This is a genomic window from Desulfomarina profundi (assembly GCF_019703855.1).
Classification (GTDB): Bacteria; Desulfobacterota; Desulfobulbia; order Desulfobulbales; family Desulfocapsaceae; genus Desulfomarina; species Desulfomarina profundi.
In genome coordinates, this window is the sequence record NZ_AP024086.1 from 3,379,682 (window position 1) to 3,400,171 (window position 20,490).

Genomic DNA, 20,490 nt, shown 5'->3' on the forward strand with positions numbered 1-20,490 from the left:
ACTCTGTTAATCCGTAGGAGCTTGTACGAGAATAGGCATTTTGTTCAAAATCAAAGATTTGTCCAAAAAAATACCACAGGCATATAATTGATATTCCGAGGATATTTTTTTGACAAATCTGAAGAGTTTGGGCGAAAGGTAATTCTCGGACAGCCTCCTGGATAATAGTGTATAATCAAGCCCATTATATAAATTACATCAGTATACCACATCTGTTATCGACTCAACAACCTACCCTAAGCTGCCTGCTTCCTGCAACTTTTTTGATCTGCAAATAAAATTTGTGACATTGTTTTAAAGAGACCACCATTCCATAAAAAAAGGAGCTATACCTGGCCCCCCCAGATACAACTCCTTTTTCCTGTCCCCCTCCCTGATATCAGACCCGGGTCAAATGCGACTCAGACCGGACTGAAATCTTCCAGGTGAAAAGGTATGCTTTCAGCTCTTTAAATAAATCAAAGCATAGTACGTATCTCCTTCTTTATGTCACTCACTGCAAGACCCTGGTGTGGAAGCTGTTCAGCAATTCCGCCATGCCCCGGTCGGCTGGTCCCCATCAGAGAATAGCGGGGACTGTACCCTCTTTCAAGCAGCCAGGTACCATAACGTGAACCCAAACCTGTTTTGGTGTTCTGACTCTCCACTACAAGAGTAAAAGGACTCTGTCCAGCCTTTCTGATCATCTCCTCATCCACACTGTTCAACGTCGGTTTATTCATCAAAGTCAGGTTGACGCCTTCATCCTTCAGCTGTTCCACTGCATCAAGACATCTGTAAACCATTTCACCATAGGTGACAATAGTACCGTCACTTCCTTCACGAATAATCTCATCACGTCCCGGAACAAATGTGTAATCATCTCCATACAGTACTTCTCCTTCTTCCGTCAAAATAAAGGGAGTCGCAGAACGGGTGGAAAAGACAAAACGCAGACCGGCATCGTTGAAAATTGCCTTGAGAAGCCCGCGCAACTGACCAGCGTCAGCCGGGAAATAAAGCCGGGTAAAATCACCCTCGATCAAGGCGTTGTCAGCAAAGAAATTATTTATTCCGAAATGACAGGTATTATCCGCCATATCATCAATCCCGGAGTGGGAGAAGTGCGCAAGGACATTGGCATCATTGAGACGTGCCATGGTAATTTCGGAAACAACCATTTCAAGAAAAGCGGAAAAAGTACCGAAAATACCCTGCCTCCCGGGCTCGGACCCAAATCCTGCGGCAACCGAATAATTATTCCTCTCCATGATACCACCGTGGACATACACCTCCGGATGGTTTTTCCGAATATGATGAAGACCGCATGATCCTTCCAGATCAGAATCCACCACGAGCACCTGTGATGCCGGGTTTTCAAGATCATCAATCAACTCACAGACGATTTTACCGAAATCATCTCTCACCTTTGCCATCCCGGGACTTGAGCCCCGATATGAGACCTTGACCTTTTCAGCACTGTACCCGGTAAGGGCCTCCACAGCTTCAGCCCGCCCCCTGTTCTTCAGGTAGTCCAATGCCAGGTCCACGGCAATGACATCATGTCCCTTGGGAGAGCCCTCGATTCCCGGCACACCGACAGCCATGGGCCTCCTGTTTACCACGGCCACAGGACCATCGGCGACCAGTGCCCGGCGAATACGGTAAAACAGATCGTCCAGATCCTCGCCATCTCCCGCGTCAACATCCAGACCATGGCCCTGCAGGGTTTTTACGACATCATACCCTTTCATATATTCACTGGGATGACCGGCAATTGTCACATCATTATCGTCAATAAACAGTTTTACATTAAGGTTTCTCGCTACAGCATAACGGGCTGCTTCCGCATTGTCTCCTTCCATCTGGGAACCGTCACTGCCGAACATCACGACAGTTTTTCCGGGATCGGCTTCTGCAACCCCGTTCACATAACTCCACAGATGCCCCAGTCTGCCGGATGAAAAAAAGACACCGTTCTTCTCGTCACGCTCAGGATGGCCATAATATCCCTTATCATACTCCCTGTAATGCAGAAGCGATTCAGCCTCCCGATAACCATTGAGTACAGCCATAATATACTGGATTGCCACACGGTGACCGGCTTCATCAAAATAAACGGGATGAACAGATTCATTTCCCTTCATGAAACCATCGACAATGAGCAGTTCCGGTACGATATCAAAAGCACCACCAGTATGCCCTCCCAGCCCTTTGACATTGGCAAGAGCAGTAAAAAAGACAAGGCTGTCCCGAACAAGCCCAATATTGCCCCGAAGCACCAGTTTCTGTTCATCGGTAAGTTTTTCCTGATTCAGGTCGAATTTCAGGGAAACATAATCACCCAGATTTATTGGGAAATCCATTTTTCTTCAAGCTCCATTTTTATAGCTGCCAAAAGGCAGTTTTTCACATTTATCAGAATATACAGTTTATTCTCTTTCCACTGGCAAAACAAGATTCAGAACCAGCCCCAGAATTCCGGCAAGACCTATTTTTTCAATGGCAAAGGAGCCGGCACTGAACTTCATGCCGCCGATTCCACAAACCAGAACAACCGCGACAATAATCAGGTTACGGGGAGTAGTCAGGTCTTCCCCGGATTTCACCAGAGTATTGATTCCCACCACTGTTATCATACCAAAGAGAAGGATCATTATCCCTCCCATAACCGGAGTGGGAATAGTGGCAAGCAACGCACCAACCTTTCCCACCATTGAAAGGAGGATTGCAGCAATAGCCGCCCATGTCATAATCGCCGGATTGTACGCTTTTGTCAATGCCACAGCACCACTCACCTCAGAATAAGTGGTATTCGGTGGACCGCCCAAAAGGGACGCAACGGTTGTCGCAATACCGTCACCAAGCATGGTGTTTTCGATACCGGGATCTTTAACATAATCTTTTCCGGTAATTGAGCTTATTGCCAGAACATCACCCACGTGTTCAATAGCCGGGGCAATGGCGACAGGTACTATAAAAAGAACCGCCTCCCATTTCCACTCAGGCAAAACAAAGGCAGGCATGGCGAGCCAGGCCTTTTCTGCCAGGGGCTTGAAGGAAACAAGCACAGGTCCTGTCCAGTTCTTGAGATTTCCGGGATCAAATGATGCCTGAATTGAAGCAGTAATGCCGCTGAAATCCAGAAAAAGAGAGGTTACATATCCTGCGATGATGCCACAGAGAATTGGAATGAGTTTCAACCACCCTTTACCCAGCAGTGAAACAAGGGCTGTTGTAACAAGTGAGACACCGGCTATAATCATGGCCGTTTTTCCGGGAACCAGCCAGGCGGAACCGTCTCCGGTCCTTCCTGATGCCATATGTACTGCCACTGGAGCGAGTACCAGGCCGATAACCATGATGACCGGGCCGGTAACCACGGGGGAAGGATCTTTTTCAGTACATTCGAACCAAAAAAACGGATGGCAAAACTCAAAACCACATAAAGACCACCCGCCGCCGCCAGACCGCACATGGTCGCCGGTACGCCCCAGGTCTGGACGCCATAAATGATCGGAGCGATAAAGGCAAAGGAGGATGCCAGAAATACCGGAACTTTCCCCCTTGTGATAACCTGAAAGATAAGGGTTCCAACCCCGGCTGTAAACAGGGCAACATTGGGATCGAGACCAGTCAATATCGGTACCAGCACCAGTGCACCGAATGCCACAAAAAGCATCTGTGCACCCAGCAGACTGTCACTCAGTTTAAATTTATAATCACTCTTTGCCGAATCACCGGACGCCATAATAACAACCTCCTCAATAAAAATTTAAATATTCATATCCTGAAAATACGTTTAAAATATTACCAAAATTCTGCACTTCGAAAATGAAGAAAATAATTTTTCATTATCTGGTGTCTGTCCAGAAATGTCCAGAAATGAGATTTTTTTGTTCATTTTCTTGCCCTGCGGGATTGTCAATTATGGGTAATCAAAAAAATCACTTTCCGTCCCGCGAAACACCCGCTCACGGATTCGGATGCCATCTATTTGCAAAACACATCACCCAAAAAAAAAGTCATTACAGAAACTGTAATGACTTTCAGGATTACTTTGTCCCGAAGATCTTATCCCCGGCATCACCAAGGCCGGGTAATATGTACCCCACCTCGTTCAACCGGTCATCCACCGCGGCGACATAAATTTCCACATCAGGATGTGCCTCGGTCACTTTTTTAATTCCTTCCGGTGCCGCAACAAGAAAAAGACCTTTAATTCTTCTACACCCTGCTTTTTTCAGGGTATCAATCGTTGCCAGCAGTGTTCCGCCTGTCGCCAGCATTGGATCTAAAATGAGGGCAATTCGTTCTTCAATGTCATTGGCTGTTTTCACATAATATTCCACCGGCATAAGGGTTTCCTCATTGCGGTAATATCCCACTACACTCACCTTGGCTGACGGAATGAGATCGATTACACCATTCATCATCCCCAATCCGGCCCTTAATATTGGAACAATCGTAATTTTTTTTCCTTTAAGCTCATCAACCTCAACAGACCCGGCCCAGCCCTGGATTGTTTTCTTCTGGGTTGGAAGATCCTTGGCGGCTTCATAGGTCAGAAGACGGGCAACTTCGGAAGAAAGATCCCGAAAATCCTTGGTCGAGATATCATGTTTTCGCATAAGACCGAGCTTATGCTTGATAAGTGGATGATCCGCTACATGTACGGTCATAATTTCCTCCGGGGATAAAGAATATAGACGTGACGGTGCCCATGGTCCCGCACCGGGTGACAGACGAATTATCAGAGAACACTGTCTCGATTTTTGAGCAGTGGCTTTCTGTTAAATAATTAATGGAAAAAAAGCAAGGTATTTTCGACCTGAATCAACGACAACTTTGTGATTTTGTTTCCACCTCAATCCTGCAAACACATCAGCGCCGTTGCTACCCTGCAGATTCGGAAAAAATGCTGATTGCATGATTGAGGTGATCTGGAAAAACAGTGAAAACTTTTAATCGTAAGTGATCAGTTACTTTCAATCAGGCAGAGTTAAAAATCAATCCAGAGCTCTTGCCTTTCCGGTAGCAAACTGGGGCACCACTTCCACGGCTATAATACTGACAAAAATAAGTGCACCACCCATAAACTGCAACAGAGAAAGGTGCTCACCCAGAAATACCATTCCTCCAATGGCCGCAAAAACTGTTTCCGAACTGAGAATAATTGCCGCATCAGCGGCCGGAGTATATCGTTGGCCGACCACCTGAAGAGTAAAGGCCATACCGACAGAAAAAATACCGATATAACAAATACCCCAGACAGCTCCAACATAGTCAGCCATAACGGGAGACTCAATAACAGCCCCCAGCACCAACCCCAGAGTACCACATACAGCAAACTGCGTTGCCGCCACGACCAGCGGCGCTCTTGTCCTGGAAGCAAGAGCGCCCACAAGCATAACATGAGTGGCCCAGAAAATCGTACTGGAAATAACCCAGAAATCACCATCAACCAGCTCGACTTCGTGGGCCCCACTCATAATATAAGTACCGATAAAGCAGCAGATTGATGCGGGCCAGACCACAAAATGAACTTTTCTTCGTAAAAACAGAAATCCGAGAAAAGGCACCATGGGTACATAAAGAGCAGTCAGGAAACCGGAATTAGTAACCGTTGTCCGAAGAATACCATGCTGTTGCAGTACCGCTGCGGTGAGCAGAACAGTTCCCGTCAGTGCCAGGGCCAGCCAGTCTTTCTGCTGAAAGCGTCTTTCCCGAAGATGAACTCTCCTGAACTGTTTGAGTGCAAAAGGAAATACCATACAGGCTCCCACGAGAAAGCGGGCTCCCGTAAAACTTATGGTACCCAGATTTCCCGTACCTACCTGCTGGACCACAAAACTGCTGCCCCAGATAATTGCAGCCAGCATGAGAAGCAGATTTGCCCTGAGTCTTGTCATAGATTTTTACTCGAATAGTGAGTAGTACAGCCCTTGCTGCGATATGATAATTACCTGTTTATACCGTATAAATATTTTTCTTTATTCCCGAAGTGCAGGATTTAGGTTCAAGATGATGTTTGAAGCAAATCGCTCAATATACACTTAAACTTCCTGTTTGCCACTCTTTCAATACATTGAACTATACACAGGTGACAACAAAAGAAACCATTTCTTTGGTCGAATACACATACCCCTGTTTCATTTGAAATACAGATTGACTTTTTTGAAGCTACAAATCATTATTGATGATCCCGTAAAAAGTCGTTCAACGTTCTCAGATGGACTCTGGAAAAACTTCGATATACAAGGCGTGGCGGTGTCATGTAAGCGCAGGCGTACATATGGTACGTCGAGCATTACACGATCACCCCACAACGCAGTAGATCGGAGTTTTTACGAGTCCATCATTATTACTTCGTCTGGTACCACAAGCTTACGCAGGATCTGATCATATCAGTATCAATGACAGTACTGACTTTCATAATTACAAGGCAGAATTCTTATGGATGTTCTTTCACCCCGCCAAAACAGCATACTGGGCCTGGCCGGAAAAAACGGTAAAGTTGAAGTTGAAGAACTGTCCATCACTTTCGAGGTTTCACCGCAGACTATTCGTAAAGATCTCAACGTCCTTTGCGATAAACAATTACTGCAGCGGGTACACGGAGGAGCCATTGTAGGCTCGGGTATAGAAAACGTCAGTTATGAAGCCCGCAGACTTCTGGCTCCTGAGGCAAAAATAGCCATCGGGCACAAAGCCGCAGAACTGATCCCTGACAACAGTTCCCTGCTCATCAATATCGGCACGACAACGGAACAGGTGGCCCACGCCTTGAAAAATCACAGGGGTCTTCTGGTTATTTCAAATAATATAAATGCTGTAAATATCATGAAGAACTTCCCGGGAATAGAACTGATTATCGCCGGGGGGCAGGTCCGCCGTTCAGACGGTGGAATTGTTGGTGTTGCAGCTGTCGATTTTATCAACCAATTCAAAGTGGATTACGCGGTAATCGGTGTTTCCGCTCTGGATGAAGATGGCTCTCTGCTCGATTACGACTTCAGTGAAGTCCGTGTAGCACAGACCATCATCAATAACGCCCGCCATGTCATTCTGGTAACTGACAGCATGAAATTTGAACGGAATGCCCCAATCCGCATCAGCCACGTTTCCAAAATCGATACAATAGTAACAAATAGCAGCTTACCGGAAAAACTCATGAAAACGTGCAGAGAACACGGTACACGGATAGTTGTTGCCGGTGAAGGATAAATTCCCGAAAACTGCATTTCCATCAGACTTGAATTTCCACCGCCAAATAGAAAACCCGGCAACCAGGAAAACATTCCCCTTTTCATTTTCACTTGAATTAGCATTTGATTTCAGTTAAACATGGTATAAATTTTCACTTGAAAGTCGGATAGTCATAATTCGAAACAATCATTCTCAAAAAAGAGTTTTATCGTGAGGGTCGACCATGAAAACAATCGTTTTCGATCTGGTTATTATCGGTGGCGGCATAAACGGTTGTGGCATTGCCAGGGACGCTGCCGGACGTGGCCTGTCCGTCTTCCTCTGTGAAAAAAACGATCTTGCCTCGGGCACCTCTTCGGCAAGTACCAAATTAATTCATGGCGGACTGCGCTATCTGGAGTATTATGAGTTTCGCCTTGTGAAAGAAGCGTTGCGGGAACGGGAAATACTGCTCACCCATGCGCCACATATCGTCTGGCCCCTTCGTTTCATCCTCCCCCATCACAAAGGATTGCGCCCATCATGGCTGATCCGACTGGGGCTGTTTCTCTATGATCACATGGGACACAGGAAGTTACTGCCACCCACTTCCACCGTCAACCTGGCCACCGATGAGGCTGGTATCGTACTTAAAAAAAATTACAGGAAAGGGTTTGAATATTCTGACTGCAGGGTTCTGGATTCACGCCTGACAATCCTCAATGCCCTTGACGCGGCCGATCTTGGTGCCGAAATCCATACCGGAACTTCCTTTGTTTCCGCAAAGCGAGTGGAAGACACCTGGCATATTGAGCTGTTCAACAGCAACAGGAAAGAAAAACAGATAATACGATCAAAAGTGCTGATCAATGCTACAGGTCCCTGGCTTGATTCCGTGCTGGACACACTGCCCCACAGCGAAAATGGAGAGCATATCCGCATGGTCAAGGGAAGCCATATTGTTGTGAAAAGCCTGTTCAACCATGACCGCGCTTATATTTTCCAGAATGATGACGGACGTATTATCTTTGCCATCCCGTACGAAGACAGGTTCACCCTGATCGGAACCACTGATGTGGACTACCACGGAAACCCCGACGATGTGGAGATATCCCCGGAAGAGATCCGATATCTCTGTGAATCGGCGGGAGAATACTTCACAACTCCCATCACTCCAGAGGATATCGTCTCCTCTTTTTCCGGTATCCGTCCACTGTTTGATGATGGAAGGAATGAGGCAAAAGCAGCCACCCGTGATTATGTACTCAAGCTGGACGCCCCAGACAACAGGACTCCACTGCTTTCCATCTACGGAGGAAAAATAACAACATACCGGAAACTGGCTGAATCGGTATTGAAAAAACTGGAACCTTTTCTGCCCCCGATGAAACAGCCCTGGACAGCAACAGCAGATCTACCGGGTGGCAATTTCCCTCCCGATGGATTCATGGAAGAGGTGCGTAAACTGCTGGCAACCTGCCCGGATCTTTCCAGAGAAACGGCAACAAGGCTCATGAGGACTTATGGCACCCTCGCAAAAAACATGTGCAGAAACCTTGCAAATGAAGCGACTTTCGGCCCCCACTTCGGCCATGGACTGTACGGTTTTGAAGTTGATTATCTCATTGACCGTGAATGGGCAAGGAGTGCTGAAGATATTTTATGGCGGCGTACCCGTCTCGGTCTCCTGTTCAGCCCGGCAGAAACGAAGCTGCTTGACGAATATATAAGAACACACTCACCAAAGGAAGAGATTTATGCAACTTGAGTTACAGAATATTTCCAAAAAGGTCGGAAACGAATTTCATATTTCCGATGTTTCTCTCACCTTTAACGCCGGGACACTCAATATTCTTCTGGGCCCGACTCTTTCAGGCAAGACCTCCCTCATGCGCCTTATGGCCGGTCTTGACCAGCCCAGTTCCGGCCGTATCCTTGTGAAAGGTCAGGATGTCACCGGTGTTGCCGTACAGAAGCGCAATGTAGCCATGGTCTATCAACAGTTTATCAACTACCCCAATCTCACCGTTTATGAAAATATAGCGTCCCCTTTGCGGATAGCGAAAACCGAACAGAAGCGTATTGAAGAAAAGGTGCAGAAAGTCGCAAAACTGTTAAAACTGGAAGACATGCTCAGTCGCAGTCCACAGGAACTTTCGGGGGGCCAACAGCAGCGAACGGCACTGGCTCGGGCTCTTGTGAAAGGTGCGGAACTCGTACTGCTGGATGAACCACTGGCCAACCTCGATTATAAATTGAGGGAAGAGCTGCGCGAAGAACTGCCACTTATTTTTGCTGAAACAGGGTCAATTTTCGTCTACGCCACAACGGAACCCTCCGAAGCCCTGCTCCTGGGCGGCAATACCGCCACGCTCCACGAGGGAAGGGTAACCCAGTTCGGGAAAACCCTGGAGGTCTTCAACAGGCCTGGGAATCTTGTCACAGCGAAGACCATTTCCGATCCTCCCCTGAACTGTCTGCCGGTAACCAAGCTCAACAACACTATGCTTTATAAAAGCCATGTGGAGATTCCCCTTATCGACAAGCTGCCGCAACTCCCGGATGACGACTATACCATCGCCTTCAGACCTCACCACCTCTTTCTGAAAAAGAACCCGGCAGCAGCAGATATGATTCAGGTCAGAGCCAAGGTTGTTGTGGCCGAGATTACCGGATCCGAATCCTATATCCATATAGATGTAGCCGGAGTCCGCTGGGTTGTCCTGACCAAGGGAATTCATAATTTTGATGTCCATGATACCATTGAGGTCTTTCTTGATCCGGCAACATTTTATGTCTTTGACAGAAACGAACAACTTGTAGTTACTCCGGAAAAACTTCCGTTAGCATAGAAGGAGATTGTCATGGCCAGCATAACCCTGAAAGATATTGCCCATTCCTATACGGGTGAATCGGAAAACCCCGATGATTTCGCCCTGAAAAAACTCAATCTCACCTGGCGGGATGGTGGAGCATATGCCCTTCTCGGACCTTCCGGTTGCGGAAAAACAACCCTGCTGAATATCATCTCCGGCCTGCTCACCCCAACACGGGGCCAGGTTCTCTTTAATGACAAGGATGTTACCGGACTACCAACACAGGAAAGAAATATTGCCCAGATTTTCCAGTTTCCCGTCATCTACGATACCATGACGGTTTTTGAAAACCTGGCCTTTCCACTGAAGAACCGAGGTCGAAAAAAAACGGAAATAGAACCCAGAGTCATTGAGCTGGCAACAATGCTGGGCCTTGAAAACGAACTGCATACCAAGGCCCAGCATCTGACTGCCGATGCCAAACAGAAAATTTCTCTGGGCCGGGGCCTTATCCGCAAGAGCGTCAACGCCATTCTCTTTGATGAACCGTTGACAGTCATTGACCCACAGCTCAAATGGGAACTCCGCTCCCAGTTGAAATTCCTTCATAAACAGTTTGCCTTCACCATGATCTACGTCACCCATGATCAGACGGAAGCCCTGACCTTTGCGGACGAGGTAATCGTCATGTATGAAGGCGAAATTGTTCAGGTCGGTACTCCGGAGGCTCTTTTTGAGCGCCCGGAACACACATTTGTCGGCTACTTCATCGGTTCCCCGGGTATGAATATCCTGCCCTGCAAGCTCCAGGAAAAAAACAACATCCAGGTCGAGGGACAGACTATTACTCTTGATAAAAAATACGCCCGTATCGATCCCACGGCCAAAATAGAACTGGGTATCAGACCTGAATATCTCGACCTGGCTCCGCCGGGGAAGGGCGGGTTGCCTGCCAGAATTCTGAGGGTAGACGATATCGGTCGACATAAGATTGTCCGGGTTGCCCTGGGAAGCAGAGAACTCAACGTTGTGGTTTCCGAGCTTACCGGCATGACAGGAGATGAAACCAGCCTCCTTGTCGACACCAGTCATGCAAACCTGTACATCAACGACCATCTCATTTCAGGAGAAGAACTGTGATAGAAAAACAAGTCAACCAGAAGGCATGGTTCATGGTGCTGCCTGTCTTTCTGCTGGTCGCTTTCAGTGCCATTATCCCATTGATGACCGTGGTCAATTATTCGGTCCAGGACACCTTCGGCAACAACCAGTTTTTCTGGGTCGGTATGGACTGGTTCCGCGATCTGATTCATTCGGAGCGTTTTCACGATGCCTTTCTGCGCCAGCTGCTCTTTTCCGGCATAATTCTGCTGATCGAAATCCCCCTGGGAATCAGTATTGCCCTGGCCATGCCGAAAAAAGGCTGGGGTGTTCCTGTCTGTCTGATCGCCATGGCCCTGCCACTTCTGATCCCCTGGAATGTCGTTGGTACCATCTGGCAGATTTTCGGCCGTGTGGATATAGGCCTTCTCGGCCACAGCCTCGACTCCCTGGGCGTTGACTACAACTATACCCAGGATCCACTTGCCGCCTGGGTTACTATTATTGTCATGGATGTCTGGCACTGGACCAGTCTTGTCGTTCTCCTCTGTTACGCAGGTCTCTGCTCCATCCCGGATGCTTATTACCAGGCGGCCCAGATTGACGGAGCGTCCCGCTTTTCGGTCTTTCGCTATATCCAGCTTCCCAAGATGCAGAGGGTTCTGTTGATTGCTGTCCTCCTGCGCTTCATGGACAGCTTTATGATCTACACTGAGCCCTTTGTCATTACCGGCGGCGGCCCCGGCAACTCCACAACCTTCATGTCCATTGATCTTGTAAAAATGGCCATCGGTCAATTTGATCTCGGCCCTGCCGCGGCCATGTCTCTTATCTATTTTTTAGTAATTCTTCTGCTTTCCTGGGTGTTCTATACGGTGATGAGTAACATCGGAGAAGAAAGTTCAAACGGAGGTTCCTGATATGCGCTGGAAATGGCTGATACCCGTAGTTTATATTCTTTTTCTGCTCCTGCCCATCTACTGGCTGGTCAATATGAGCCTGAAAACCAATGAAGAAATTCTCTCGGTCTTCAGCCTCTGGCCACAGAACCTGACCTTTGCCAATTACCGGGTTATCTTTACCGACGCGTCCTGGTATTCAGGCTATATCAATTCGATGATCTATGTTTCCATCAATGTGGTCATCTCCGTCTGCTTTGCTCTGCCGGCAGCTTACGCCTTTTCCCGCTACAGTTTCGTGGGCGACAAACACCTTTTTTTCTGGCTGCTCTCCAACCGGATGGCACCACCGGCGGTTTTTGCCCTGCCCTTTTTTCAACTCTACTCGTCCATCGGCCTCTTTGATACTCATATCGCGGTGGCCCTGGCCCATTGTCTCTTCAACCTGCCCCTTTCCGTCTGGATTCTGGAAGGGTTTATGTCGGGAATTCCAAAGGAAATTGATGAAACGGCCTTTGTGGACGGTTATTCATGGCCCAGGTTTTTCATTAAGATTTTCATCCCCAATATTGCTTCCGGTATTGGTGTCACTGCCTTTTTCTGCTTTATGTTTTCCTGGGTGGAGCTGCTGCTGGCCAGAACCCTTACGGCCGTCAATGCCAAACCTATTTCGGCTATCATGACCCGTACTGTTTCCGCATCGGGACTTGACTGGGGTGTTCTCGCCGCAGCCGGCGTCCTCACTATCCTGCCGGGTGCGCTGGTTATCTGGTTTGTACGTAACCATATTGCCAAGGGTTTCGCCCTTGGACGAGTTTAAGAGAGGGGGAATACAATGAATCTCAACTGGATGGCCTGGACCAAACCAACTGCCGCTTTTTTTATAATAATATTCTGCCTGCTCGTAGCCATGACTATCTGGGAAATTAAAAGTCCCGGTGGTGCGCCCAGAGTCGGCATTCTCAGGTTTGAAACCACACGGGGAGACCGGCTCTTTGTATCACTGCTCGGTTCCGCTTTTATCCATATATTCTGGCTGGCCTTTTTCAGTGCCAGCCTCTGGTGGGGATTTGCAATAGCCTGTGTGTACGCAATTTGTGTTTTTTTATGGGTATAACGCCTGTATTTTTTCCAGTTCCGTCCCGGACTGATTCCGCCGGCGGAATAATCGTACCTGAATCCTGTACTTTTTTATGCCTCGTATTCCTGAGAGGCAAGCAAAGACGCCGAATTTGCCAATTGCGGGATTGAGGTAAACGTAAAACAACAGAGGAGGAAATCGATGATCAAAAAGCTTGTTACTGCAACTGCAATGGCGGCCCTGCTGGCAGGTCCCATATCTGCCCAGGCGGGAAGCGCTGAGGCCCAAAAATGGATCGACAATGAATTTCAACCTTCAACCCTCTCCAAAACGGAACAGATGAAGGAGATGGAGTGGTTTATCAAAGCAGCCGAACCCTACAAGGGCATGGAAATCAACGTGGTTTCCGAAACCATCACCACCCACGAATATGAGTCTAAAACCCTTGCCAAGGCATTTACCGAAATTACCGGTATCAAAGTCAACCACGATCTCATCGGTGAAGGTGATGTTATCGAAAAACTGCAGACCCAGATGCAGTCCAATAAAAATATCTACGATGCCTACATCAATGACTCTGACCTGATCGGCACCCATTTCCGATACCAGCAGGCCATACCACTGACTGACTGGATGAACGGGGACGGAAAGGATGTCACGGATCCGATGCTTGATGTTGACGATTTCATCGGCAAATCCTTTACAACCGGTCCCGACGGCAAGCTTTACCAGCTCCCGGACCAGCAGTTCGCCAACCTGTACTGGTTCCGCTATGACTGGTTCACCCGTCCGGATCTGAAAAAGAAATTCAAGGATATTTACGGGTATGAGCTTGGTGTACCTGTCAACTGGTCCGCTTATGAGGATATCGCCGAATTCTTTACCGACAAGGTGAAGGAAATCGATGGCAAACGAGTATACGGCCATATGGATTACGGCAAGAAAGACCCGTCTCTCGGCTGGCGTTTCACCGATGCCTGGCTCTCCATGGCCGGTGCAGGTGACAAAGGGATTCCCAACGGTCTGCCTGTTGATGAATGGGGCATCCGGGTTGACGGCTGTCGTCCGGTGGGTTCCTCGGTTGAACGCGGGGGTGCCACCAACGGTCCTGCCGCTGTTTATGCCCTTACCAAATACATCGACTGGTTGAAAAAATACGCACCACCGGAAGCCGCCGGAATGACCTTTTCCGAGGCCGGTCCCGTACCTGCCCAGGGAGGTATTGCCCAGCAGATTTTCTGGTATACCGCCTTTACCGCGGATATGGTTAAACCCGGTATAGCCGTAGTTGACAAGAATAACATGCCTAAATGGCGTATGGCTCCTTCCCCCCACGGTCCTTACTGGGAAAAGGGAATGAAACTCGGCTACCAGGATTGTGGATCATGGACCCTTATGAAGTCAACTCCGGTGAAACGTCGCAAGGCAGCATGGCTCTATGCCCAGTTCGTTGTTTCAAAAACCGTGAGCCTGAAAAAGACCCATGTGGGCCTGACCCCCATTCGGGAGTCGGATCTCTGGCATGAATCCTTTACCAAGCGAGCTCCAGAACTCGGCGGACTGATTGAATTCTACCGCAGCCCGGCCCGCGTCCAATGGACACCCACCGGTACCAATGTTCCGGATTACCCGAAACTGGCCCAGCTCTGGTGGCAGAATGTTGCCGATGCCGTAACCGGTGACAAAACTCCGCAACAGGCCATGGACAGCCTTGCCATGCAGCAGGACAAGGTCCTTCAGCGTCTCGAAAGGGCAAAGATCCAGGGCGAATGCGGTCCGAAACTGAACAAAAAACAGGATCCGTCCTACTGGCTGAACCTTCCGGGTTCTCCCAAGGCCAGGTTGGCTAACGAAAAACCGAAAGGTATGACCGTTGATTACGACGAACTCGTTAAAAGCTGGGCGGCCGCCGCAAAAAAATAAATAATTCATTTATCTTCGGCCTGTGCGGTTCCCTCTCTTCAGGGGGAGCCGCATTCCATTCCTTCTTCCGGGAGAATTATCATGTCAGCACATATCCTCGCCATAGATCAGGGAACCACTTCAAGCAGGGCGATTATTTTCAATGATAAGCTTGAAACAGCAGGACTTGCCCAAGAAGAGTTTGAACAGTTTTTTCCCCGGTCCGGCTGGGTCGAGCATGACCCGGAAGAAATATGGAGTACTACTCTCGCCACTTGCCGACAGGCACTTGAAAATGCAGACCTTTCCGCCACAGATATTGCGGCAATAGGTATTACCAACCAGCGGGAAACTACCATTGTCTGGGAACGGGAGACAGGGAAACCAATCCACCGCGCCATTGTCTGGCAGGACAGAAGAACGGCCGATTTCTGTAGAAAGCTCCGTGATTCCGGACATGAACCAATGGTTACCAGGAAAACCGGACTCCTCCTGGACGCTTATTTTTCCGGAACAAAAATCAACTGGATCCTTGAAAACATCCCCGGTGCCAGGCGGATGGCAAATGAAGGAAGGCTGGCCTTCGGTACTGTAGACACCTTTCTGCTCTGGAGGCTGACAGAGGGCAGAGTCCATGCGACGGATGCCACCAATGCCTCCCGCACCATGCTGTACAATATCCACGACAACTGCTGGGATACAGAACTGCTTCAGCTCTTTGATATCCCCGATTCAATGCTGCCGAAAGTCAAAAACTGTTCCGACGACTTTGGTATGTGCGCACCCGCACTTTTAGGTTCTTCCATTCCAGTACGGGGAATTGCGGGGGATCAGCAGGCTGCCCTGGTAGGCCAGGCCTGTTTTCAACCAGGCATGATTAAATCAACTTACGGCACTGGATGTTTTATTGTTCTCAATACAGGAGAGCAGGCGGTCAGTTCAGGCAACAAATTGCTCACCACCATTGGTTACAGACTGGGTGACAAAACGACCTACGCTCTTGAAGGTTCCATCTTTGTCGCCGGAGCTGCAGTTCAATGGATGAGGGATGCCATGGGCCTGATAGAAACCGCCTCTGAAACAGGTAAACTCGCACGGGAAGCTGATATTAACCAGGATGTTTACCTCGTGCCCGCCTTTACCGGTCTTGGAGCACCTCACTGGGATCCGGATGCAAGGGGTGCGATTTTCGGTATCACCCGTGCCACCGGCCCTGCGGAACTGTCCCGGGCTGCCCTGGAATCAGTCTGTTACCAGACCAGAGACCTTCTTGAAGCGATGGCGGGAGACTGGAACGGTATGAAAACAACCGTACTCCGGGTAGATGGCGGCATGGTAGCTTCCAATTATACCATGCAATTCCTGGCTGATATCCTCAGTGCACCGGTTGATCGACCATCAATTCTCGAAACAACGGCGGTCGGTGCCGCCTACCTTGCCGGACTCCATGAATCCATCTTTCCTGACCCGTCTGAATTCGCTGCGACATGGAAGCAGGACAAACGATTTGAACCATCCCTTGATGGAGAGATACGGGAAAGAAAATACAGTGGCTGGAAAGATGCTGTCTCCAGGACATTGACCAGGCCATAGCCCACATTTCCTGTTGTCCTACGCGCTTAAATTTCGATTAACAGACTAAATACTTTCATGTGAAATTTATTTTATTTTCACTTGAACTATTTCTGGACGCTGTTTATATACATATAGACTTTTTTTACGGTGAAAGTTGGAATCAATAGCCAGGAGGCTGTCCGGAAACAGGAACTATCTTTCCGGATTCTTTTAAAACGGCCAAAATCCGATAAAAGGTCATTTCTTGACAGACACAAACAAGGAACCCGGAATGCACATTGAAACAGAAGTGCTGATAATCGGTGGCGGTGTGACCGGCACCGGAGTCATGCGCGACCTCGCTTTGCGCGGTATCAACTGCTGCCTGATCGACAGAGCTGACCTCTGCTCGGGTGCCTCTGGAGGCAACCATGGGCTGCTCCACTCCGGCTGCCGATATGTCTCAAATGATCTCCATTCCGCCATGGAATGCAGAAAGGAAAGTGCGATTCTCAAAACAATCGTCCCCCAATGCATTGAAGACACCGGTGGACTCTTCGTGGCAGTTAAGGGTGATGATCTTCTTTTTGCGGAAAAATTCCCTGAATATTGTGAGACTGCTTCCATTCTCTGCGAGTCTCTCACGCCGCGCCAAGCCCGGGAACTCGAACCATTATTAAGCAAAGATATTATTCAGGCTTTCAGGGTACCTGACGCCACCATCGACCCCTTTCGTCTTGCCCTTCTGAATGTCGCTGATGCCGGCCGCAACAGTGATAGCAGCTATTACCCCCACACGGAACTACTCAACTTTTCTCTCGAGAAAGGCACAATAACAACAGCAGTCTGTCGAGATAATAAAACGGGTAAGAAGACAACTATTCACGCAAAACAATTTATCAATGCGGGTGGGGCCTGGGCCATGGAAATAGCCTGTCTTGCCGGCTGTGAAGATGTCAGCCTGCTCTATTCAAAAGGTTCGCTCCTGATCAGCCATGACAGGTTGACCAACCACGTTATAAACCGGCTGCGCCCTCCAGGAGATGGGGATATCCTGGTCCCTGGCGGTACTGTTTCAGTACTCGGCACAACCTCTGTCCGTACTGACAACCTCAACGATATCAGACCAACAGTACCGGAAATTGACAAAAACGTCCTTGAAGGTGCGGCAATGATCCCTGCCCTTGCCACTACACGTTATATCCGGGCCTTCTCCGGAGTTCGCCCCCTGCTGCAATCCGGTGGATCGGGAGATGACCGGGAGGCCACACGGGGATTTGCCCTTTTTGATCATGAAGGTCAGAATATATCAAACTTCTGTACCATTACCGGGGGGAAACTCACTACCTACAGGTTGATGGCTGAAAAAACAGCAGACCTTGTCGCCCGTCGTCTCAACAACTCAACCCCCTGCAGAACCCATCTGAACCTTCTGGTAGATGATGAAAGCTGCAGATGGACAGAACCTGGTGCTTCACCCAAATACTGGTATCAGTCGAACGACCCGGATAACATGATACTCTGCGAATGTGAAATGGTTCCCCAGTCCGCCATTGATGAGATTATCTCCGGTGCTCCAGGATATGAAAAGGAAATGACCCTGGAAGCCATCGCTCTCAGGTCCAGGGCGGGGAAAGGACCGTGCCAGGGATCATTTTGCGGGATCCGAATAGCTTCACATCTTTACGATCGGGATTTTTATACAGACCAGACAGGTCTCACCCATATGAGGAACTTCTTTGACGAACGATTCAAGGGAACGCGCACTATTACCTGGGGCGCCCAGGCCGCACAGATGGAGCTTGCAGAAGCAATGCATTGCGGTCTACTTGGCCTGGACATGATTGATGAACCATCTGGAGAGAAGTAAATGGTTGAACGGACACGGAACATCTCAACTGATCTGGCAGTTATCGGCTCCGGCCTGGCCGGCTTTGCCGCATCAATCTTTGCCCTGAACAGAAATATCAGAACAACCCAGGTAGGCGACAGCGGGGCGGTCACGTATACTACAGGCTACCTGGATCTTTTAGGTTATCATTTTCCCGAACCCATGGATCTTCTGGATGATCCATGGCGTGGTTTGCAGCAACTCAAAGAGTTGCACCCCAGCCATCCTCTCAGCAGAATATCTGGAAACGATATTCGTGATGCTTTCGGGCAGGTCACTGACTTCCTCAATGAGTGTGGCATTCATTACAGCAGTCCCGGTGGAAAAAACCTGCAGGCCCTGACCCCTGCCGGAACAGTGAAACCCACCCTCTGCATGCCAGAAACAATGCTGCCGGGTGTAAATGCATTTCATAACAAAAAATCTGCAGTTATTGTTGATTTCAAGGGATTGAAAGGATTCAGCGGAAAACAGGTTGTCGCCAATCTTAAAAACAGATGGCCGGGCCTCACAACATGCCGGATTGAATTTCCGGATGCTCGCCCCGGAGAACTCTATCCGGAACCGATGGCACGTGCTCTGGAAACCCCCTATAACAGGGAAAAACTGGCGACACGACTTATTGAAGCTGCAGGGGGATGTAACTATTTAGGATTACCAGCAATTCTTGGTATACATAAACCAGACAAGGTGAGAAGGGAACTTGAACGCCTCACCGGTCTAACAATTTTTGAAATACCTACGATGCCGCCGGCCGTACCAGGTATTCGGTTGCGCGAAATGTTTCAGCAGATTTTTCCGCAGAAAGGATTGACCCTGATCCCCCAGCAGAAAGTAAAAAAACTCATTCTGCACAAAACCAGGGCAACCCTGGAACTGACTGATAACCTGGGTCCCGTCATGATTGAAACCAAATGTGTTCTACTTGCCACGGGCAGGTTCCTGAGTGGTGGACTGCAGGCTGGATTCCACGGTATACGGGAATCACTTCTTGATCTGCCGGTAGCTCAACCGGAATCAAGGAGTAACTGGTATAAAAAAAGATATACGGACCGTAACGGGCACCCAATCAATCAGGCCGGTATAGAAGTTGATTCTTCCTTCCGCCCTTTGGATGATCAGAAAAAAGTGTTCAGTAAAAACCTCTTTGCTGCAGGCTCTCTTCTTGCTCACCAAGATTGGATTCGAGGTCGATGCGGAGCTGGGATTGCCCTGGGCACGGCGTTCAAGGCTGTCGAGGCGGCAGCACAATATCTTCGGAAGTAATTTCAAGTATCCCGACCTACCTGAAAAAAATAACGACGCCAGGCTTATCCAAGAAAACTCATAATAAATTCGGTCTGTCGTTCAATATACTCGTCAATAGTCATGTACTTGGCAAAATACCATCGACGAAAGGCCCAGGTATGGCCCATAATTGAAATATTATGACCAATCAGGGTAATGGTATTATCATCAAGATCCGGTAACTTCCCCATTTCCCGCAGGGATTTCATGGCCTCGATAAACAAATTGGTTATACGCAGTTCTGCGCCCAATACCTTCTTTTGCCATTTTTCCGGCAGAAAATGCGTGACCTGGTACATCAAAAGCACATGATCGCTCATGCGGTCACAAACGAGAAAAAATTCCCTTATCACCTCAGCCAGGGCATCCTTGCTCTCGGTGGGACGTGCCAGGGCATCCTTTACTCCCTGTTCAACCTCAGAATGAATTGCAATTCCCACGAGATACAGAACATCATCCTTCGTGGTGATATATTCGTATATTGAACCGATTGAAAGACCGGTCTCCTTAGCCAGAGCCCTGGTCGTCGTCTTATGGTATCCATGCCGGATAAACAGTTTGACCGCGGCATCAACAATCTGTCTCCTTCTCTCTTTTACCAGTTTCTTATTCTTTATATGTGTCGCGATTTCATGTTCATCGATATTATCCGGCATCCACTCTCCCCTTATTTTCGATTCACATCAATTTCCAATCCACATTTCTCATGAAACTCGACCAGATTACAGACATGTCTTCTTTCTCAGTCCGGCCTGCGGCAAAAACCCCGAAAATGCCGATTGTCAGGAATTA

15 protein-coding genes and 1 pseudogene are annotated in these 20,490 nt (G+C 48.6%); 11 read left to right on the plus strand and 5 right to left on the minus strand.

The window, feature by feature from the left end; translation table 11 throughout:
• Positions 1 to 458 precede the first annotated feature (458 nt).
• From LO777_RS15555 to LO777_RS15575, 4 genes and pseudogenes are all read right to left on the minus strand, one after another.
• Entirely contained in the window at positions 459 to 2,345 is a 1,887-nt protein-coding gene (locus tag LO777_RS15555; RefSeq protein WP_228854771.1) for a transketolase C-terminal domain-containing protein, read from the minus strand.
• 66 nt (positions 2,346 to 2,411) lie between these two features.
• A pseudogene (locus LO777_RS15560) lies at positions 2,412 to 3,730 on the minus strand (uracil-xanthine permease family protein).
• 304 nt (positions 3,731 to 4,034) lie between these two features.
• On the minus strand, positions 4,035 to 4,661 hold the full coding sequence (gene upp, locus LO777_RS15570; RefSeq protein ID WP_228854773.1) for a uracil phosphoribosyltransferase: 627 nt from the start codon (positions 4,659 to 4,661) through the stop codon (positions 4,035 to 4,037).
• A 327-nt stretch (positions 4,662 to 4,988) separates the two neighbouring features.
• Positions 4,989 to 5,891 carry a DMT family transporter gene (locus tag LO777_RS15575; protein ID WP_228854774.1) on the minus strand — a complete coding sequence of 301 codons (903 nt, stop codon included), beginning with the start codon at positions 5,889 to 5,891 and terminating at the stop codon, positions 4,989 to 4,991.
• Between the two features lie 544 nt (positions 5,892 to 6,435).
• Here LO777_RS15575 and LO777_RS15580 point away from each other — a divergent pair.
• The 11 genes from LO777_RS15580 to glpB all read left to right on the plus strand — a co-directional run bounded on the left by LO777_RS15580 (position 6,436) and on the right by glpB (position 19,677).
• Positions 6,436 to 7,206 carry a DeoR/GlpR family DNA-binding transcription regulator gene (locus tag LO777_RS15580; protein ID WP_228854775.1) on the plus strand — a complete coding sequence of 257 codons (771 nt, stop codon included), beginning with the start codon at positions 6,436 to 6,438 and terminating at the stop codon, positions 7,204 to 7,206.
• Positions 7,207 to 7,411: 205 nt separating this feature from the next.
• Entirely contained in the window at positions 7,412 to 8,935 is a 1,524-nt protein-coding gene (glpD, locus tag LO777_RS15585) for a glycerol-3-phosphate dehydrogenase (RefSeq protein WP_228854776.1), read from the plus strand.
• Positions 8,925 to 10,019: an ABC transporter ATP-binding protein gene (locus LO777_RS15590; protein WP_228854777.1), complete on the plus strand. Its 1,095-nt coding sequence runs from the start codon at positions 8,925 to 8,927 to the stop codon at positions 10,017 to 10,019. The genes glpD and LO777_RS15590 overlap by 11 nt, the downstream gene beginning before the upstream one ends.
• A 12-nt stretch (positions 10,020 to 10,031) precedes the next feature.
• Positions 10,032 to 11,123 (plus strand): ABC transporter ATP-binding protein, encoded by a 1,092-nt coding sequence (locus LO777_RS15595; protein WP_228854778.1) that lies wholly within the window; start codon positions 10,032 to 10,034, stop codon positions 11,121 to 11,123.
• Positions 11,123 to 12,004, plus strand: a complete 882-nt coding sequence (locus LO777_RS15600) for a carbohydrate ABC transporter permease (RefSeq protein WP_407929158.1) — start codon at positions 11,123 to 11,125, stop codon at positions 12,002 to 12,004. Before LO777_RS15595 ends, LO777_RS15600 begins: the two co-directional genes overlap by 1 nt.
• Before the next feature lies 1 nt (position 12,005).
• A complete protein-coding gene (locus LO777_RS15605; protein WP_228854780.1) occupies positions 12,006 to 12,803 on the plus strand; it encodes a carbohydrate ABC transporter permease in 798 nt (265 codons plus the stop codon).
• A 15-nt stretch (positions 12,804 to 12,818) separates the two neighbouring features.
• Complete coding sequence (locus LO777_RS15610) at positions 12,819 to 13,100, plus strand: DUF2160 domain-containing protein (protein ID WP_228854781.1); 282 nt, start codon at positions 12,819 to 12,821, stop codon at positions 13,098 to 13,100.
• 195 nt (positions 13,101 to 13,295) lie between these two features.
• Positions 13,296 to 14,987 (plus strand): ABC transporter substrate-binding protein, encoded by a 1,692-nt coding sequence (locus LO777_RS15615; RefSeq protein ID WP_407929159.1) that lies wholly within the window; start codon positions 13,296 to 13,298, stop codon positions 14,985 to 14,987.
• A gap of 81 nt (positions 14,988 to 15,068) precedes the next feature.
• Positions 15,069 to 16,559 carry a glycerol kinase GlpK gene (glpK, locus tag LO777_RS15620; protein WP_228854783.1) on the plus strand — a complete coding sequence of 497 codons (1,491 nt, stop codon included), beginning with the start codon at positions 15,069 to 15,071 and terminating at the stop codon, positions 16,557 to 16,559.
• Positions 16,560 to 16,812: 253 nt separating this feature from the next.
• Positions 16,813 to 18,390, plus strand: coding sequence for an anaerobic glycerol-3-phosphate dehydrogenase subunit A (gene glpA / locus LO777_RS15625; RefSeq protein ID WP_228854784.1), 1,578 nt, complete (start codon positions 16,813 to 16,815; stop codon positions 18,388 to 18,390).
• Positions 18,391 to 19,677, plus strand: a complete 1,287-nt coding sequence (gene glpB, locus LO777_RS15630) for a glycerol-3-phosphate dehydrogenase subunit GlpB (RefSeq protein ID WP_228854785.1) — start codon at positions 18,391 to 18,393, stop codon at positions 19,675 to 19,677.
• 44 nt (positions 19,678 to 19,721) lie between these two features.
• Here the strand turns inward: glpB and LO777_RS15635 are convergent, their stop codons facing one another.
• Positions 19,722 to 20,354 (minus strand): TetR/AcrR family transcriptional regulator, encoded by a 633-nt coding sequence (locus LO777_RS15635; RefSeq protein WP_228854786.1) that lies wholly within the window; start codon positions 20,352 to 20,354, stop codon positions 19,722 to 19,724.
• Positions 20,355 to 20,490 lie beyond the last annotated feature (136 nt).